The sequence below is a fragment of the Richelia sinica FACHB-800 genome, from assembly GCF_014698825.1.
In the GTDB taxonomy this organism is placed as follows: Bacteria; Cyanobacteriota; Cyanobacteriia; order Cyanobacteriales; family Nostocaceae; genus FACHB-800.
In genome coordinates, this window is the sequence record NZ_JACJTT010000009.1 from 59,932 (window position 1) to 74,847 (window position 14,916).

The window sequence follows — 14,916 nt, forward strand, 5'->3', positions numbered from 1 at the left end:
AAATCTGGTGGGGTGATAGCCCTTAGTTACATTTCTACACATAGGAGGTTTTATTTTGGCGAAGTTAAGAGTTGCAATCAATGGATTTGGTCGTATTGGTCGTCTTGTAATGCGTGCGGGTATTAATAACCCTAATATTGAATTTGTCGGCATTAACGATTTGGTACCACCAGATAACCTGTCTTACTTGTTAAAGTACGATTCTACCCATGGCAGATTGAAAGGCAAGGTAGAAGCTAGGGAAGATGGCATGGTAATTGATGGTCATTTTATCCCTTGCGTGTCGGTACGCAATCCAGCAGAATTGCCTTGGGGTAAGTTGGGTGTAGATTATGTGGTTGAATCTACAGGGCTTTTCACCGATTATGCTGGTGCAGAAAACCACCTGAAAGCAGGTGCGAAGCGGGTAGTCATTTCTGCCCCCACCAAAGACCCAGAAAAAGTAAAAACAATGGTCGTAGGTGTGAATCATCATCTATTTGACCCAGCTAAGGACTTAATTGTGTCCAACGCTAGCTGTACTACAAATTGCCTAGCACCTATTGCTAAGGTTATTCATGACAACTTCGGTTTAGCCGAAGGGTTAATGACTACAGTTCACGCTATGACAGCTACTCAACCCACCGTAGACGGCCCCAGTAAAAAAGATTGGCGTGGTGGTCGGGGTGCAGCCCAAAATATTATTCCTTCTGCCACCGGTGCAGCAAAAGCTGTTGCTTTAGTTTTACCAGAGTTGAAAGGTAAGTTAACTGGTATGGCTTTCCGGGTGCCTACACCTGATGTTTCTGTGGTTGACCTGACTTTCAAAACTGCGAAGGCTACTAGCTACAAAGAAATTTGTGCAGCGATGAAGAAAGCTGCTGAAGGCGAATTAGCAGGTATTTTGGGCTACACCGATGAAGAAGTAGTTTCCACTGACTTCCAAGGAGATGCCCACTCTAGTATTTTTGACGCTGGTGCAGGAATTGAACTCAACTCTAATTTCTTCAAGGTTGTTTCTTGGTATGACAACGAGTGGGGTTATTCCAATCGTGTGGTTGACTTGATGCTGTCAATGGCAGGGAAGGAAGGTTTGGTTTAGGAAAGGGAGGAGACAGAAGGCAGGTGACAGGTGACAGGTGACAGGTGACAGAAGAAAAAGAGTGAATTGCATTCTTTTCTTCCTTGTGTTCGTGTGGCGCAGCCATACTCCTGTTCGCGCAGCGTGGCGTTAGCCATACTTCTGTTCGCGCAGCGTGGCGTTAGCCATACTCCTGAACTTCTCGCTACCAGGGCTTAACGGGGTGCTTTTCTTGGTCGTTACTCTTTACTACTTATGCGTCGAACCAAAATTATTTGCACTGTTGGCCCTGCTACTTGTACACCAGAAAAGCTCGAAGGTTTGGTGAAGGCGGGAATGAATGTGGCGCGGTTGAATTTTTCTCATGGTGCTTATGAGGCTCATGCCCAAACTTATCACCATTTACGGCGGATTAGTAAGGATTTACACAAACCTGTGGCAATTATGCAAGATTTGTGTGGCCCGAAAATTCGCCTGGGGAAATTACCACCGGAAGGGTTGATGGTAGAAGCAGGGATGGAGGTGACTTTTGTCCTGCAAGAAAAGGGTGAAAGTTTAGATGAGTTACCCCTACCATTACCAACTTTGTTCGCTATGATGCGGGCTGGTGAACCGATTTTGATTAATGATGGTCGGGTGAAAATGACTGTCACTAGCCGGGATGCGGATAAAATTCGTGCCCAGGTGAATATTGGGGGTTTGCTTTCTAGTCATAAGGGGGTAAATTTACCAGCTACGCCTTTACCGGTGAGTTCAATTACGGAAAAGGATTTGATGGATTTGCGTTTTGGGATTCAGTTGGGTGTGGACTGGGTAGCGGTTTCTTTTGTGCGATCGCCCCAAGACTTAGAACCTGCTCAACGGATGATTGAAGGTGCAGGTTCTTCTATCCGCCTAATTGCCAAAATTGAACGGGCTGAAGCTGTAGAACAGCTAGACGAAATTCTCGATGTCGCCGATGCCATTATGATTGCCCGTGGTGACTTGGGGGTAGAAATGCCCATTCATCAAGTCCCATTAATTCAAAAGGAAATTACCCGCCGTTGTAATCAAGCTGGCAAGCCTGTGATTACTGCTACCCAAATGCTAGAGTCTATGATTAGCGCCCCTGACCCTACCCGTGCAGAGGCTACTGATGTTGCTAACTCGATTTTGGATGGTACAGATGCGGTGATGTTATCTGGAGAAACGGCGGTAGGAGATTTTCCTGTGGCTGCGGTGCAAACGATGCACAATATCGCTGTGCAAACAGAAAAGGTGTTACAAGCAGGGAGTAGACATTCCTGGACTCCCAAGGCTGGTACTCTCAGTGTGACAGAATCAGTGGCTCAAGCTGTTTGCCGCATTGCCTATGAAACTGGGGCGAAAGCGATTCTTTGTAATACTACATCAGGAAGTACAGCCCATTTGGTTTCTAAATATCGTCCCCTGACTCCCATTATTGCCTTGACCCCTGACCCTACTGCCTATCGTCAGTTAGCTTTATCTTGGGGTGTCCAACCTTTATTAATTCCTCCGGTTCATCACACAGAAGAAATGCTTACCAATGTGGTGGACACCGTGGTGGATATGGGTTTGGCTAATGAAGGGGATAAGGTAGTAATTACCTCTGGAGTGCCAATTGGTATGTCAGGAACAACTAGCTTAATCAAAGTGCATTCTATTGGACAGCCAATTACATCTTGACACGCCTAAAATAGGGCTGAGGCGTGGGCTAATTTAGCCAGATCAGCCAATAGTTAAGAAAAATTGCCAGCATCGGAATTGTCAGGAACAGGAAAGGGTTTAAAACAGTGAACAGGTAATCAGTTTAGTTTTGGGTATTTGCCCATGATTACTGATGAATCAAGCAGAGGTGATAGGTGACAAAGAGAAGAGGAAGAAATATTTTAGTGGTGTTAGTTTCGCTCTTTTGTACAGACTAGTCCTGAAACTCCTTGTTCCTATCTCCTCCCTCCTGAACACTGATGAGTGATTAAGAATAGGGGATTGGGTAAATCCTAAACCTAATAAATTCATGGAGTATGTTATGCCTAAGAATTTGCTAGAGCAACTACGGGAAGTGACTGTTGTAGTAGCAGATACCGGAGATATCCAAGCTATTGAAAAATTCACACCTCGCGATGCCACTACCAATCCCTCTTTGATTACTGCTGCGGCACAGATGCCAGAGTATCAGGATATTGTTGACCAAACTTTACTTAAGGCCAAGAAGGACGCAGGTGCGAAAGCTAGTCAAGCAGATATTGTTTCTTTAGCTTTTGACCGCTTGGCGGTTTCTTTTGGTTTGAAGATTCTGCAAATTATTCCTGGTCGAGTTTCTACAGAAGTAGATGCTCGCTTGTCTTACGATACAGAAGCAACCGTAGCTAAAGCACGGGATTTAATTGCTCAATATAAAGCTGCTGGTATTTCTAAAGAGCGGGTTTTGATTAAAATTGCTGCAACTTGGGAAGGAATCAAAGCGGCGGAAATTCTAGAAAAAGAAGGTATTCACTGTAACTTAACTCTACTATTTGGTTTACACCAAGCGATCGCCTGTGCTGAAGCTGGTGTCACCCTGATTTCTCCTTTCGTTGGTCGCATTCTCGACTGGTACAAAAAAGAAACTGGAAGAGATAGCTATCCTTCAGCGGAAGACCCAGGGGTATTGTCTGTCACCACAATCTATAACTACTACAAAAAATTCGGTTACAAAACCGAAGTTATGGGCGCAAGTTTTCGTAACATCGGCGAAATTATCGAACTGGCCGGTTGTGATTTGTTAACAATTTCTCCTGGATTATTGACAGAATTGCAAAATACTGTTGCTGAATTACCACGCAAACTCGACCCCTCCAAGGTTGCAGGTTTGTCAATTGAAAAAATCAGCATTGATAAAGCTACCTTTGACAAGATGCACGCTGCTGACCGCATGGCATCTGAAAAGCTGGCAGAAGGTATTGATGGTTTCACCAAAGCCTTAATTACCCTAGAGCAATTGTTGGCGGAAAGATTAGCTCGTCTTGAAGGTGAGAACCTAGTTACTGCTTAATTTAGGACAAAAATAGTCAAAATATCATATTTTCAATCCCCCAATTTACCATTGGGGGATTTTAATTTTGAATCCCAGTAGGGGCGGGTTCACAAATATAGCAGGGGAAAGGTGACAGGTGACAGGTAAGCCAGCGCGGTCTTGGGGGTTTCCCCCATGAGCGACTGGCGCACCCCTATGGCTAACGCCACGCTCCGCGAACGGGGTGACAGTGCTAAAAGCCTTTGACTGTCTAAGTTTTAGGTTTAGTTAATGTCCTAACTGTCTTGTCTACGGCTATATCTCATTCAATAACCAAAAGTCAAATAAACCCGCCCCTACCAACTGTCTATCAACTGGGAATTAACCTTTTTTGTACAGCAACAGCCACAGCTTGATGGCGATCGCTTACTTCTAGTTTATGCAAAATAGTATGAACATGAACTCGGACTGTTCCCGGTGAAATATAAAGGGTGGTGGCAATTTCTTGATTAGTGTTACCTTTGGCTAACAGGGATAAAATTTCTAGTTCTCTTTGGGTCAAAGGGTGAGTAGATTTCGTATTTTCTGCTAACTGTTGAACCGGATTAGCTTCTATGGAAGCACGAATTTCTCTAGTTGCAGTTTCATCCCACCAAGATGCACCAGAGGCAACAGAACGCAGTGCTAAAATTAGTTTTTCTGCGGCAATTCCTTTGAGACAGTAGCCTTGGGCCCCAGCAGCAATTAATTTAGCAATTAAGGATTGTTGAGAATGGGAAGTTAAAACCAAAATCGGTAACTGGGGACTACGTTGTTTAATTTGTTGACAAGCTTCTATACCACCTACACCCGGCAATCCCACATCTAAGAGTACAACATCCACAGGGTGTTGATTAACTAACTCAATCGCTGTTTCTCCATCTTCAGCTTCAGCAATAATCTCTAAACCAGTTTCTTGTTGCAGCCTGACACGTAAACCAAGACGAAACAGTTCATCATCCTCGACTAACAGAATTTTGATAGGTTTAGCAGTCATTGGTAGTAACAGCAGAGGATTCCATTGGTAGAACAGGCAATTTAAAGGCAAACATTGCACCGTGGGGGATTCTGTTCTCTGCCCAGATTATACCGTTATGGGCAGTGATAATTTGCCGGGATAAATAAAGTCCTAAGCCTGAACCTTTGGCTTGACGTTCACTATGTCCTTGATAAAATCTGGCAAATAAATGGGGAAATTGGTCTGGTTGAATACCTGCGCCATTATCTAAGATTTTCACAACTTGATAGGCTACCTGGGATTCTAACACCACCTCCACGCGATCGCCCCGTCGTGAATGATTAATGGCATTCACTAATAAATTGTTGAATACCCGCTGTAATTGTAAGGGATCGCCTTTCACCCACAATGCTTGTCGCCAATCAGAGTTACCATAATTGAATGTGATGTGGATTCGACGATTGGCGGCCAAATCGGTGAGGGCGCTAGCTGCTTCCTCAGCTAAACTGGTTAAATCTACAGGTACTACATCTAACTTCAAACCTTCTGTATCATTGCGATAAACATCTAATAAGGTTTCTAAAAGTAGTAAAGAATTTTGATGGCTGCGTACCATAGTGGTGATGACTTGTTGTTGTCCTGGTGAAACAGCACCGAATTTTTCTTGTTCTAAGGCTTTGAGAGTTTCAATTGCTCCCAATAATGGGGTTTTTAAATCATGGGTTAATGTAGAAGCAAAATCTTCCCTTAGCCTAGCTAATTCCGTTTGGGATTCGAGTTTAGCATGAGTGAGGGCGATCGCTTCTTGGGAATAACGCAAGCGATTGCTTAAAATACCAGTGACAATCAAGGACAAAGAGGCAATGACCCGACTAGCTACTGTAGAAGCCTTTGTGATTTCACTTCCTGGTAACCAAATATTCAAAATAGTTAAAAAGACCGCCAAAATTGTCGCTTGCAAAGTGGCAATTCTGCCAAACCAATGATTTGTTAACAAAATTGCTCCACAATAAAGATAGCCAAATACATAATCCTTGGGCGTTAAATATTCCATCACCATCACTGTGACAAATAGCCCCAAGATAAGCGTAAATCTGGCAAAATGAGATTTTTGTGCCATCAGCTTATACCAGTTCACTTTAATAATCAAAATGTGTGGTTAGGAGTTTATTCATGCTCAACTGACATCTTGCCTCAACTAAAAAAGTATATAATCAATAACCATTTATTCCAGATATTGTTTACTCTCCATAAACACTGATATATATTCACCAGTAAACAGTATATATAGAAAATAAACTCCTTTTTATATCTCTCTATTCCTTGTTTTTATCCATCAGGTAATTAATGATGTAACCATCACCAAATAATCTGTATAAATTATGTTACAAGGGTGGTTGCAAATAGCATTAACACTACTCATAGTAATAGCCATAACTCCCTATTTAGGGAAATACATGGCTCATGTTTATCAAGAACAGCAAACGTTACTTGACCGATTTTTGAACCCGATTGAACGAATAATTTACGCTTTAATTAACGTCAAATCTAAAGAAAATATGACAGGCTGGCAATATGCCAGAGCAATTTTGTACAGCAATGTAGCCATGGCATTGCTGATATTTTTTATCTTAATTAATCAAGGATGGTTGCCCCTTAATCCCACCAAAGTAGGTGCGCTGACTTGGGACACCGCATTACACACCACAATTTCCTTTATTACTAACACCAACCAACAACATTATTCTGGGGAAACTTACCTCAGCTATGGTAGCCAAATCTGGGGTTTAGGCTATCATATGTTCACCTCTGCTGGTACTGGTTTAGCAGTAGGAATTGCTTTTATTCGTGGCTTGACCGGCAGACCCTTGGGCAATTTCTATGTCGATTTAACTCGCTCCATCACCAGGATTTTGCTACCCATCAGTATTGTCGGGGGAATTTTGTTAATGGCGGCTGGTGTTCCCGAAACCTTAGCAGGGCCAGCAGTATTCCCCACCTTAGAAGACCCTAACATGAGTCAAGCGATCGCTCTTGGCCCTGTCGCTCACTTGGAAATTATCAAGGAATTGGGAGAAAACGGTGGTGGATTTTTTGCCATCAACTCAGCCCATCCTTTTGAAAATCCCAATGGGTTTTCTAACTTCATCGAAATTGTGGCGATGCTCTCAATTCCCACCGCCTTAATTTACACCTACGGACTATTTGCCAATAACACCAAACAAGCTTGGTTAGTCTATGGCATGGTGGCAATCATTTTTGTAGGATTTATTATCATTACAGCCATTGGCGAATATCATGGCAACCCCGCAGTCAATAGTATACTCGGCAGTTCCCAACCGAATCTAGAAGGTAAGGAAGTCCGGTTTGGTTGGGCCCAGTCAGTTTTGTTTGCAGTAGCCACCACAGGAACCATGTGCGGTGCTGTCAATGCCCTGCTCGATTCATTTATGCCCAATGGTGGCTTTGTCACCCTCTCTAACATGTTCCTGCAAATTATTTGGGGTGGACAGGGTACAGGCACAGCCTATTTATTTGCTTACTTGATTTTGGCAGTATTTGTCACCGGGTTAATGGTAGGACGCACACCAGAATTTCTCGGACGCAAGATAGAAAAACGAGAAGTAGTGCTAGCCAGTTTTTTGATTCTCCTAGTTCACCCCATCGCCATTATGATTCCTGCTGGCATAGCCTTAGCTTTCCCTGACCAACTGGCAGGAATTAGTAACCCAGGCTTTCACGGCTTTGCTCAAGTTATCTATGAATACGCCTCTGCTGCCGCTAACAACGGTTCAGGATTTGAAGGTTTAGGAGATTCCCAACCATCACCCTTCGCCCTGGCAGCTGGTGCAAAACCAACAATGACCGCCCTGTGGTGGAATCTCAGCACTAGTTTTAGCCTCCTGGCAGGACGCTACATCCCCATCATCGGCTTACTTCTCCTAGCAGATAGTATGTCTCGCAAACAACAAGTACCTTTGACGACTGGGACATTGCGAACCGACACAGGACTTTTTACCGCCGTCACTGCTGGTGTGGTTTTAATTCTAGGGGCACTCACTTTTTTCCCTGTACTAGCATTTGGCCCCATTGGTGAAGCCTTCTGGATAGCTAAAGGTATTGGTTAATTTTTCCTGCCATACCTCATACCTAACAAAATTCTGATCATGAAAACCAATAATCCTCATCTTCCCCAAGGGACTCGCGACTCCCGTAAACACACCCCGAAAGCAGATATGCGGGGACTTTATCAAAGAGCCATCAAAGAGTCTTTTATCAAGCTCAATCCCACAATAGCCGTCAGAAACCCCGTTATGTTTATTGTTTGGGTAGGCACATTGGTGACATTTTTAGTTACCCTTGACCCAAATTTATTTGGAAACATCCAGGCAGATTCTAACCAGCAACGGCTGTTAAATGGTTTAATTACCCTCATTCTTTTCTTTACAGTGTTGTTTGCCAACTTTGCCGAAGCTGTGGCGGAAGGACGTGGTAAAGCACAGGCAGACACATTAAGGGCAACCCGTTCTGATACCATTGCCAAAAAAATTCTCCCTGATGGTTCTATTCAAAAAGTTAATTCTACAGAACTGCGACGAGGCGATTTAGTTCAGGTCATAGCTAATGACATGATTCCTGCGGATGGGGAAGTAGTCAAGGGTATCGGTTCCGTGGATGAATCAGCCATTACTGGAGAATCTGCCCCTGTTCTTAAGCAGCCAGGTACAGATATTGCCAGTTCCGTAACTGGGGGGACACGCTTACTTTCCGACGAGTTGGCAATTCGCATCACTGCTGACCCTGGTCAAGGCTTTATCGACCGGATGATTTCTTTAGTGGAAGGGGCAGAACGAACGAAAACACCTAACGAAATCGCCTTGACTGTGTTATTAGCCGTGCTGACCCAGGTATTTTTGATTGTGGTGGCAACTATGCCTCCTTTTGTAGGTTATATTGCCAACTTTATCAGCGTTGTTTTTGGGGTTGAGGCGGCTAATAGTTTGCGGGCTGGTGCTAGTATCGCGATTCTTATTTCCCTCTTGGTGGCTTTAATTCCCACAACTATTGGCGGTTTATTGAGTGCTATTGGTATTGCTGGCATGGATAGGGTAGCTCGATTTAACGTCATTGCCACCTCTGGACGAGCCGTGGAAGCTTGTGGAGATATCAATACTTTAGTTTTAGACAAAACAGGTACGATTACCTTGGGCAATCGTATGGCTGATGAGTTTATCCCTGTGAATAGTTATACAGTAGCAGATGTGGCGCGGATTGCCCGTGCTGCTAGCGTGTTTGATGAAACCCCAGAAGGGCGGTCAATTGTTCAACTAGCAGAGAAATACAAAGTTGATCTAGATTTTGACATTCACCAAGCAGAAGGCGTGGAGTTTTCCGCTAGAACTCGGATGAGTGGTACTAACCTTACCAACGGTCAACAAGTGCGGAAGGGTGCAGTAGATGCAATTAAGGGTTTTGTTCGTTCCCGTGGTGGTGTGGCTGCTGCTGATGTAGATGTAGCTTATGAAAAAGTGTCTCGGTTAGGTGGTACTCCCTTAGCAGTCTGTCAAGACGAGCAAATTTACGGCGTGGTTTATCTCAAAGATATTGTCAAACCTGGACTCAGGGAACGATTTGACCAACTACGACGGATGGGTGTGAAGACAATTATGCTCACCGGTGATAATCGCATCACCGCAGGTGTAATTGCCCAAGAAGCTGGTGTTGATGATTTCATTGCCGAAGCGACACCGGAAGACAAAATTAGTGTGATTCGCTCGGAACAATCCCAAGGTAAGCTGGTGGCTATGACTGGGGATGGTACTAATGATGCACCTGCTTTAGCTCAAGCTAATGTGGGTTTGGCAATGAATTCTGGTACCCAAGCTGCCAAAGAAGCCGCCAATATGGTGGATTTAGATTCTGATCCCACCAAGTTAATTGATTTGGTAACTATTGGTAAACAGTTATTAATTACTCGTGGGGCGCTGACAACATTTTCTATTGCTAATGATATTGCCAAATATTTCGCCATTATTCCTACTATTTTTGCGGCGGCTGGTATTGGTTCATTGAACATTATGGGATTAAAAAGCGCCCAGTCAGCAATTATTTCTGCATTGATTTATAACGCGGCTATTATTCCTGTTTTGATTCCTTTAGCTCTCAAAGGTCTGAAGTTCCGTCCCCTCAAGGCGGATCAATTACTCAGAAGAAATATTCTAATTTATGGTTTAGGCGGGATTATAGCGCCTTTTATTGCCATCAAATTCATTGATGTAATTTTACCTTTATCTTAATTTTTTCATACCATGAAAATTAACCATAGCAATACTTTTGACCAGCTTTTATTATCAGGATTAACAGAGATAAATACCATTGCTGCCCAATGGCGTAAACAAAAATTACCTGTTTGTTTATTTCTGGGCATGTGTTTGAACCTGGTGGTTGCACCTGTTGTTTATGCTGCCACCGGTGAGCAATTTTCTCATTCACAAGCTTGGGCTTTAGGACTTTTAGGTTTAGTCACTGTGAGCTTGTCTATTTATCTATTTTTCGTGATGTTTATACCGGAGAAATTCTAATGAGTTTTGCCACAGAAGCTAGCAGAGCAATTCGTTCTACCTTTGTGCTTTGGATCATTGGTGCGATTATCTATCCCTTTGCCATGATGATTTTGGGACAGATTGTGTTTCCATCTCAAGCCAATGGTAGTTTGATTAAAGACAGTCGGGGTCAAGTTATAGGTTCGGCTTTAATTGGTCAACCCTTTACGAGCGATCGCTATTTTAACTCTCGTCCTAGTACCACCAGCTACAGTACCGCAGATCCTCAAAAAGATGAAGCTGGTGTTTTGAAAACTGGGGTGTCAGGTGCCAGTAATTTAGCTCCCAGTAATATAGCTTTATTAGAACGCATCCAAGGTAAAGATGATCCTGACCCTAGCAAACGGCTTGAAGGCGATTTTAATCGGTTAAAAACAGCAGGTATACAACCGACCGCAGATTTAGTTTACACTTCTGGTTCTAGTCTTGATCCCCACATTACCCCAGAAGCAGCTAAAGCACAAATTGCCCGCATTACTAAAACACGAGGAGTCTCACCTCAACAATTAGAAACATTGATTAATCAAAATACAGATAGTCGCTTTCTGGGTATCTTTGGTGAACCGGGAGTCAATGTTTTGCAATTAAATCTCGCTATAGATCATTTCCAGTCCACAGGTCGCTGATACCGAGTTGCTTTCACACCCCAACCAAAATATCCGGTAAAATCAACAGCTGAGGAATGTGAAGCAGGAGAAACCAGGCGTGCTGACACTGGGTGTAAATATTGACCATATTGCTACGATCCGCCAAGCCCGAAGAACTGTAGAACCAGATCCCGTAGCGGCGGCTGTTTTGGCAGAGTTAGGGGGTGCAGATGGCATTACTGCCCATTTGCGGGAAGATAGAAGACATATTCAAGACCGAGATATTCGCTTGTTGCGCCAAACTGTGCGGACTCATTTGAATTTGGAAATGGCCGCCACTGAGGAAATGTTAGGTATTGCCTTGGATGTGAAACCTGATTATGTCACTTTAGTGCCAGAAAAGCGGGAAGAAGTGACAACAGAAGGCGGTTTAGATATTGTGGGGCAAATTGTTAGAATAGGTGAGATAGTAGATAAACTCCAAGGCGCTGGCATTCCCGTGAGTTTGTTTATCGATGCCGAACCAGCACAAATAGCCGCATCCGCTAAGGTACAAGCAAAGTTTATTGAACTGCACACTGGGCGCTATGCGGAAGCTCAAGACGAAACCAGCCGCCAGCATGAATTAGCTTTGTTAGCCACAGGATGTGAACAAGCAATTAAAGCTGGGTTGCGGGTGAATGCCGGACACGGACTGACCTATTGGAATGTTTACCCAGTGGCAGCCCTGCCAGGCATGGAAGAACTCAATATCGGGCATACTATCATTAGCCGGGCGGCTTTAGTCGGCATGGAAAGGGCAGTCCGGGAGATGAAACAGGCTATGTCGCCACGCTGACATGAACAATTGCTAGGGGTTTTAGCTGCGAAATCCAAGACCACGTAGAGTCAAATCTGTAATCTAAAACCTCTATGACTTCCACACAGCCTAATAACTTACCGCTTTGGGTACAAGATAGAGACAAGGTAATTGCCGCTAGCACTGATGCTGAATGGCGTTATCAAAAACAGCCAGATTATAGTCGCTCAAAGGAAAATCTGGCGAAGGAGAGTACACGTCATCATGCTGAAGGTTCTCTAGAAGCCATTGTGCAAAATTTGGTGCGAACCTTCGAGATGGAGGCTTCTTTCAAAAGTAATCCCCAACAATGGTTGTCTGTGGTTAATGACCAATTTCGGGTGAGTACCAATGGTGGTCAGGAGTACAATGCTGCCGAGTTAGGTGCTAAGGGTACTTACAATCTGTTTATGGCTGACTCGGAGCATTACAAGTCTTCGGAAGAAACCTTTGAATCATCCCACGATATCTTTCACAGTACCTTTCCTCAAGGTTTTCCTTGGGAAGTATTAGAAGTCTACTCTGGCCCTCCCGTTGTCACATTTAAGTGGCGACACTGGGGACATTTTCGTGGTGCATACAAGGACTATGCACCCACTGGGGAAATGGTGGAAATCGTGGGAATTAGTGTTGCCCATGTCACTCAGGATTTAAAGATTCTTACCGTAGAACACTATTTTGACAACAGCTTGTTCTTAGAAAAACTGACGGCTGGTGGCAAATTAGACAAGAATGGCACTAAGGGAAGTGGTTGTCCTTTTAGTTCTTGGTTGAAGGGATTCAAGAAAAGTTAGTTAATGGGGGTACAGGTGCAACACTGTACCCTTAACATTATTGATGATTGAGTTTCTCGATTTGGTAAACAAGGACGAATATGCAAACATATTATTACGTTTTGGCCAGTCAACGCTTTCTCTTGGAAGAAGAACCCTTAGAGGAAGTTTTGAAGGAACGCACCCGTCATTATCATGAACAAGAAAAGGAAATAGATTTTTGGTTGGTTAAGCAACCTGCTTTTCTGGAAGCACCGGAAATGGCAGAGATTAAAGAAAAGTGTCCTCAACCTCCAGTGGCGATTATTTCCACCAATGCTCAATTTATCACTTGGTTAAAACTGCGATTGGAGTATGTCATTACTGGAGAATTTGCGGCTCCTTCGGCAACTATTCCCAATGCTTTAGCATCTCTAGCTACTGTAGGTTAATAGGGAATGGGGAATGGGATTTGGGGATGGAGGTAAAACTGCACCCTCAACCCCACACCCGGATATTGAACATAAAAATCCAGTGTATGAATAGTAATTTTTTACATAGGTTTGTGGCTTCACCAGGTGCTTTATTTTTAGCGATCGCTCCCCTAGTTTCTCTCATTAGTACCATGACTCCGGTTTTGGCTCAAACGGCTATTCCTAGTTGTCAAGCCCCTGGTGCTGGGGAATATGTTTTATTAGTTGTGAGTCCTACTGCGGAAAATCAAAAACAGTTACGAAAGGCTTTACCCTCGGATATTAAAACTATTACTTGCAAATATCTTCAAGAAACTGTCACGCGGGTCGGCGGCTTTAAAAAGATGGATGATGCCAACCGTTGGGCTAGGTACATCAATAATATTGTTGGGTTGAATGCGATCATCACCACCCGGCCAGCTAGTCAAGCAATAGCTGCCCAACCAGCAACCACCCAACCAGTCAGGGAACAAACTCCCAAACCACCGACATCTCGCACTATTACCTATAATCCCAAGGTGTTAGGAGAGGGTTACGCTGTACTGGTTGATTACTACAACCGTCCAGAATTGGCACTGAGTGTGCAAAAGGTGGTAGGTGGTGATGTGGGACTAGTGGCCTATGGACAACGCCCTTACTTGTTAGCTGTTTACACCACTAACCAAAGAGAGGCATACAATACCTTACAAAGATTAAATGAAAATGGGTTTGTCGCCCTTTTAGCAGATGGGCGAAAGGTGATGTTATTGCGTTCAGTGGTGCGGTTGTAGGGAGAAGGGAACAGGTGACAGGTGACAGGTGACAGGGAACAGGGAACAGGTTACAGGTGAAGCAGCGCGGTCTTGGGGGTTCCCCCCATAAGCGACTGCTGAACCCGGAGGGTGACAGTCTGTTGTTGTCTATTTTCAATGGCGGCTTGATTGACGCAGCGGTGTACTAGAAGTGAAAGCGGCACAAATTTGATTCATTGTTAACTCAATACAGTTCAGATAAGCTTGTTTCTTTCCCTCTGCTTCCGTTTGGTGAGCGTGGCCATACCACTGCTGGCCTAAACAGGTAATTTTCCTTAACTGAACCGTATTGATTTTTAATTGTCATTAATAAGCTGCTCTAGCTAACCAAGAAATAGTTATACCCAAAGCGGAACCAGCAATCACTTGGACTGGGGTATGTCCAAGTAATTCCTTGAGTCGGTCTTGACTAAAGTCTGGTTTTTCGTGAAATAACTCATCAATCATTTGATTGAGGATTCTTGCTTGTTTACCGGCTGCTTGACGCACTCCTGCGGCATCGTACATAACGATGATGGCAAAAACTGTAGCTAAGGCAAATTCCGCAGATGCCCAACCGATAGTTTGCCCCACACCAACTGCTAGGGCTGTAACCAAAGCAGAATGGGCGCTGGGCATTCCTCCAGTTGTCACTAAAACGCGCACATTCAATTTGCGATGTCTGACTAGTTCAATAATCAGTTTTAATCCTTGCGCTACAAAGCAAGCTATCAGAGCAACCAGCAGCACCCGGTTGTTGAGAATATCGCCTATGTCCTGCATGGTATTTTGGCTAGGTTAGTAAGTATGAGCAGTGGTTGTGTGTGGAGGACAAATTTTG

The 14,916-nt window shown here is 43.9% G+C and carries 14 protein-coding genes; 11 read left to right on the forward strand and 3 right to left on the reverse strand.

Going from position 1 to position 14,916, the window contains the following annotated elements; genetic code table 11:
* Window positions 1–55: 55 nt before the first annotated feature.
* The 3 genes from gap to H6G73_RS09405 all read left to right on the forward strand — a co-directional run bounded on the left by gap (window position 56) and on the right by H6G73_RS09405 (window position 4,094).
* Window positions 56–1,081, forward strand: coding sequence for a type I glyceraldehyde-3-phosphate dehydrogenase (gene gap, locus H6G73_RS09395; RefSeq protein ID WP_190603620.1), 1,026 nt, complete (start codon window positions 56–58; stop codon window positions 1,079–1,081).
* Between the two features lie 234 nt (window positions 1,082–1,315).
* The gene (gene pyk / locus H6G73_RS09400; protein ID WP_190603622.1) at window positions 1,316–2,746 is read left to right on the forward strand and encodes a pyruvate kinase; all 1,431 of its coding nucleotides are present in this window, start codon (window positions 1,316–1,318) and stop codon (window positions 2,744–2,746) included.
* A gap of 343 nt (window positions 2,747–3,089) precedes the next feature.
* Window positions 3,090–4,094, forward strand: coding sequence for a transaldolase (locus tag H6G73_RS09405; RefSeq protein ID WP_190603625.1), 1,005 nt, complete (start codon window positions 3,090–3,092; stop codon window positions 4,092–4,094).
* A 331-nt stretch (window positions 4,095–4,425) separates the two neighbouring features.
* On the opposite strand, the gene H6G73_RS09410 is transcribed toward H6G73_RS09405, so the two are convergent.
* Window positions 4,426–5,091: a response regulator transcription factor gene (locus tag H6G73_RS09410; protein WP_190603627.1), complete on the reverse strand. Its 666-nt coding sequence runs from the start codon at window positions 5,089–5,091 to the stop codon at window positions 4,426–4,428.
* Window positions 5,081–6,172 carry a sensor histidine kinase gene (locus H6G73_RS09415; protein WP_190603630.1) on the reverse strand — a complete coding sequence of 364 codons (1,092 nt, stop codon included), beginning with the start codon at window positions 6,170–6,172 and terminating at the stop codon, window positions 5,081–5,083. Before H6G73_RS09415 ends, H6G73_RS09410 begins: the two co-directional genes overlap by 11 nt.
* A 262-nt stretch (window positions 6,173–6,434) precedes the next feature.
* Between H6G73_RS09415 and kdpA the strand changes: the two genes are divergently transcribed.
* From kdpA to H6G73_RS09455, 8 genes are all read left to right on the forward strand, one after another.
* Entirely contained in the window at window positions 6,435–8,180 is a 1,746-nt protein-coding gene (gene kdpA, locus H6G73_RS09420; RefSeq protein ID WP_190603632.1) for a potassium-transporting ATPase subunit KdpA, read from the forward strand.
* A gap of 39 nt (window positions 8,181–8,219) precedes the next feature.
* Window positions 8,220–10,349 carry a potassium-transporting ATPase subunit KdpB gene (gene kdpB / locus H6G73_RS09425; RefSeq protein WP_190603634.1) on the forward strand — a complete coding sequence of 710 codons (2,130 nt, stop codon included), beginning with the start codon at window positions 8,220–8,222 and terminating at the stop codon, window positions 10,347–10,349.
* A 12-nt stretch (window positions 10,350–10,361) separates the two neighbouring features.
* Window positions 10,362–10,634 (forward strand): potassium-transporting ATPase subunit F, encoded by a 273-nt coding sequence (locus tag H6G73_RS09430; RefSeq protein WP_190603636.1) that lies wholly within the window; start codon window positions 10,362–10,364, stop codon window positions 10,632–10,634.
* Window positions 10,634–11,281: a K(+)-transporting ATPase subunit C gene (gene kdpC / locus H6G73_RS09435; protein ID WP_190603638.1), complete on the forward strand. Its 648-nt coding sequence runs from the start codon at window positions 10,634–10,636 to the stop codon at window positions 11,279–11,281. Before H6G73_RS09430 ends, kdpC begins: the two co-directional genes overlap by 1 nt.
* 79 nt (window positions 11,282–11,360) lie before the next feature.
* Window positions 11,361–12,080: a pyridoxine 5'-phosphate synthase gene (locus H6G73_RS09440; RefSeq protein WP_190603641.1), complete on the forward strand. Its 720-nt coding sequence runs from the start codon at window positions 11,361–11,363 to the stop codon at window positions 12,078–12,080.
* A gap of 74 nt (window positions 12,081–12,154) precedes the next feature.
* The gene (locus H6G73_RS09445) at window positions 12,155–12,874 is read left to right on the forward strand and encodes a SnoaL-like polyketide cyclase (protein ID WP_190603643.1); all 720 of its coding nucleotides are present in this window, start codon (window positions 12,155–12,157) and stop codon (window positions 12,872–12,874) included.
* A gap of 80 nt (window positions 12,875–12,954) precedes the next feature.
* Window positions 12,955–13,284 (forward strand): MgPME-cyclase complex family protein, encoded by a 330-nt coding sequence (locus tag H6G73_RS09450; protein WP_190603650.1) that lies wholly within the window; start codon window positions 12,955–12,957, stop codon window positions 13,282–13,284.
* 86 nt (window positions 13,285–13,370) lie between these two features.
* The gene (locus H6G73_RS09455; protein ID WP_190603653.1) at window positions 13,371–14,075 is read left to right on the forward strand and encodes a hypothetical protein; all 705 of its coding nucleotides are present in this window, start codon (window positions 13,371–13,373) and stop codon (window positions 14,073–14,075) included.
* Between the two features lie 327 nt (window positions 14,076–14,402).
* Here H6G73_RS09455 and H6G73_RS09460 read toward each other — a convergent pair whose 3' ends face one another.
* The gene (locus H6G73_RS09460; protein WP_190603655.1) at window positions 14,403–14,858 is read right to left on the reverse strand and encodes a divergent PAP2 family protein; all 456 of its coding nucleotides are present in this window, start codon (window positions 14,856–14,858) and stop codon (window positions 14,403–14,405) included.
* Window positions 14,859–14,916 lie beyond the last annotated feature (58 nt).

Coding starts and splice junctions, on each gene's coding strand:
- H6G73_RS09455 (WP_190603653.1), top strand. CDS start 13,371: ATGAATAGTAATTTTTTACATAGGTTTGTGGCTTCACCAGGTGCTTTA.
- H6G73_RS09410 (WP_190603627.1), bottom strand. CDS start 5,091: ATGACTGCTAAACCTATCAAAATTCTGTTAGTCGAGGATGATGAACTG.
- kdpC (WP_190603638.1), top strand. CDS start 10,634: ATGAGTTTTGCCACAGAAGCTAGCAGAGCAATTCGTTCTACCTTTGTG.
- kdpB (WP_190603634.1), top strand. CDS start 8,220: ATGAAAACCAATAATCCTCATCTTCCCCAAGGGACTCGCGACTCCCGT.
- H6G73_RS09405 (WP_190603625.1), top strand. CDS start 3,090: ATGCCTAAGAATTTGCTAGAGCAACTACGGGAAGTGACTGTTGTAGTA.
- H6G73_RS09460 (WP_190603655.1), bottom strand. CDS start 14,858: ATGCAGGACATAGGCGATATTCTCAACAACCGGGTGCTGCTGGTTGCT.
- H6G73_RS09445 (WP_190603643.1), top strand. CDS start 12,155: ATGACTTCCACACAGCCTAATAACTTACCGCTTTGGGTACAAGATAGA.
- pyk (WP_190603622.1), top strand. CDS start 1,316: ATGCGTCGAACCAAAATTATTTGCACTGTTGGCCCTGCTACTTGTACA.
- H6G73_RS09450 (WP_190603650.1), top strand. CDS start 12,955: ATGCAAACATATTATTACGTTTTGGCCAGTCAACGCTTTCTCTTGGAA.
- kdpA (WP_190603632.1), top strand. CDS start 6,435: ATGTTACAAGGGTGGTTGCAAATAGCATTAACACTACTCATAGTAATA.
- H6G73_RS09415 (WP_190603630.1), bottom strand. CDS start 6,172: ATGGCACAAAAATCTCATTTTGCCAGATTTACGCTTATCTTGGGGCTA.
- H6G73_RS09430 (WP_190603636.1), top strand. CDS start 10,362: ATGAAAATTAACCATAGCAATACTTTTGACCAGCTTTTATTATCAGGA.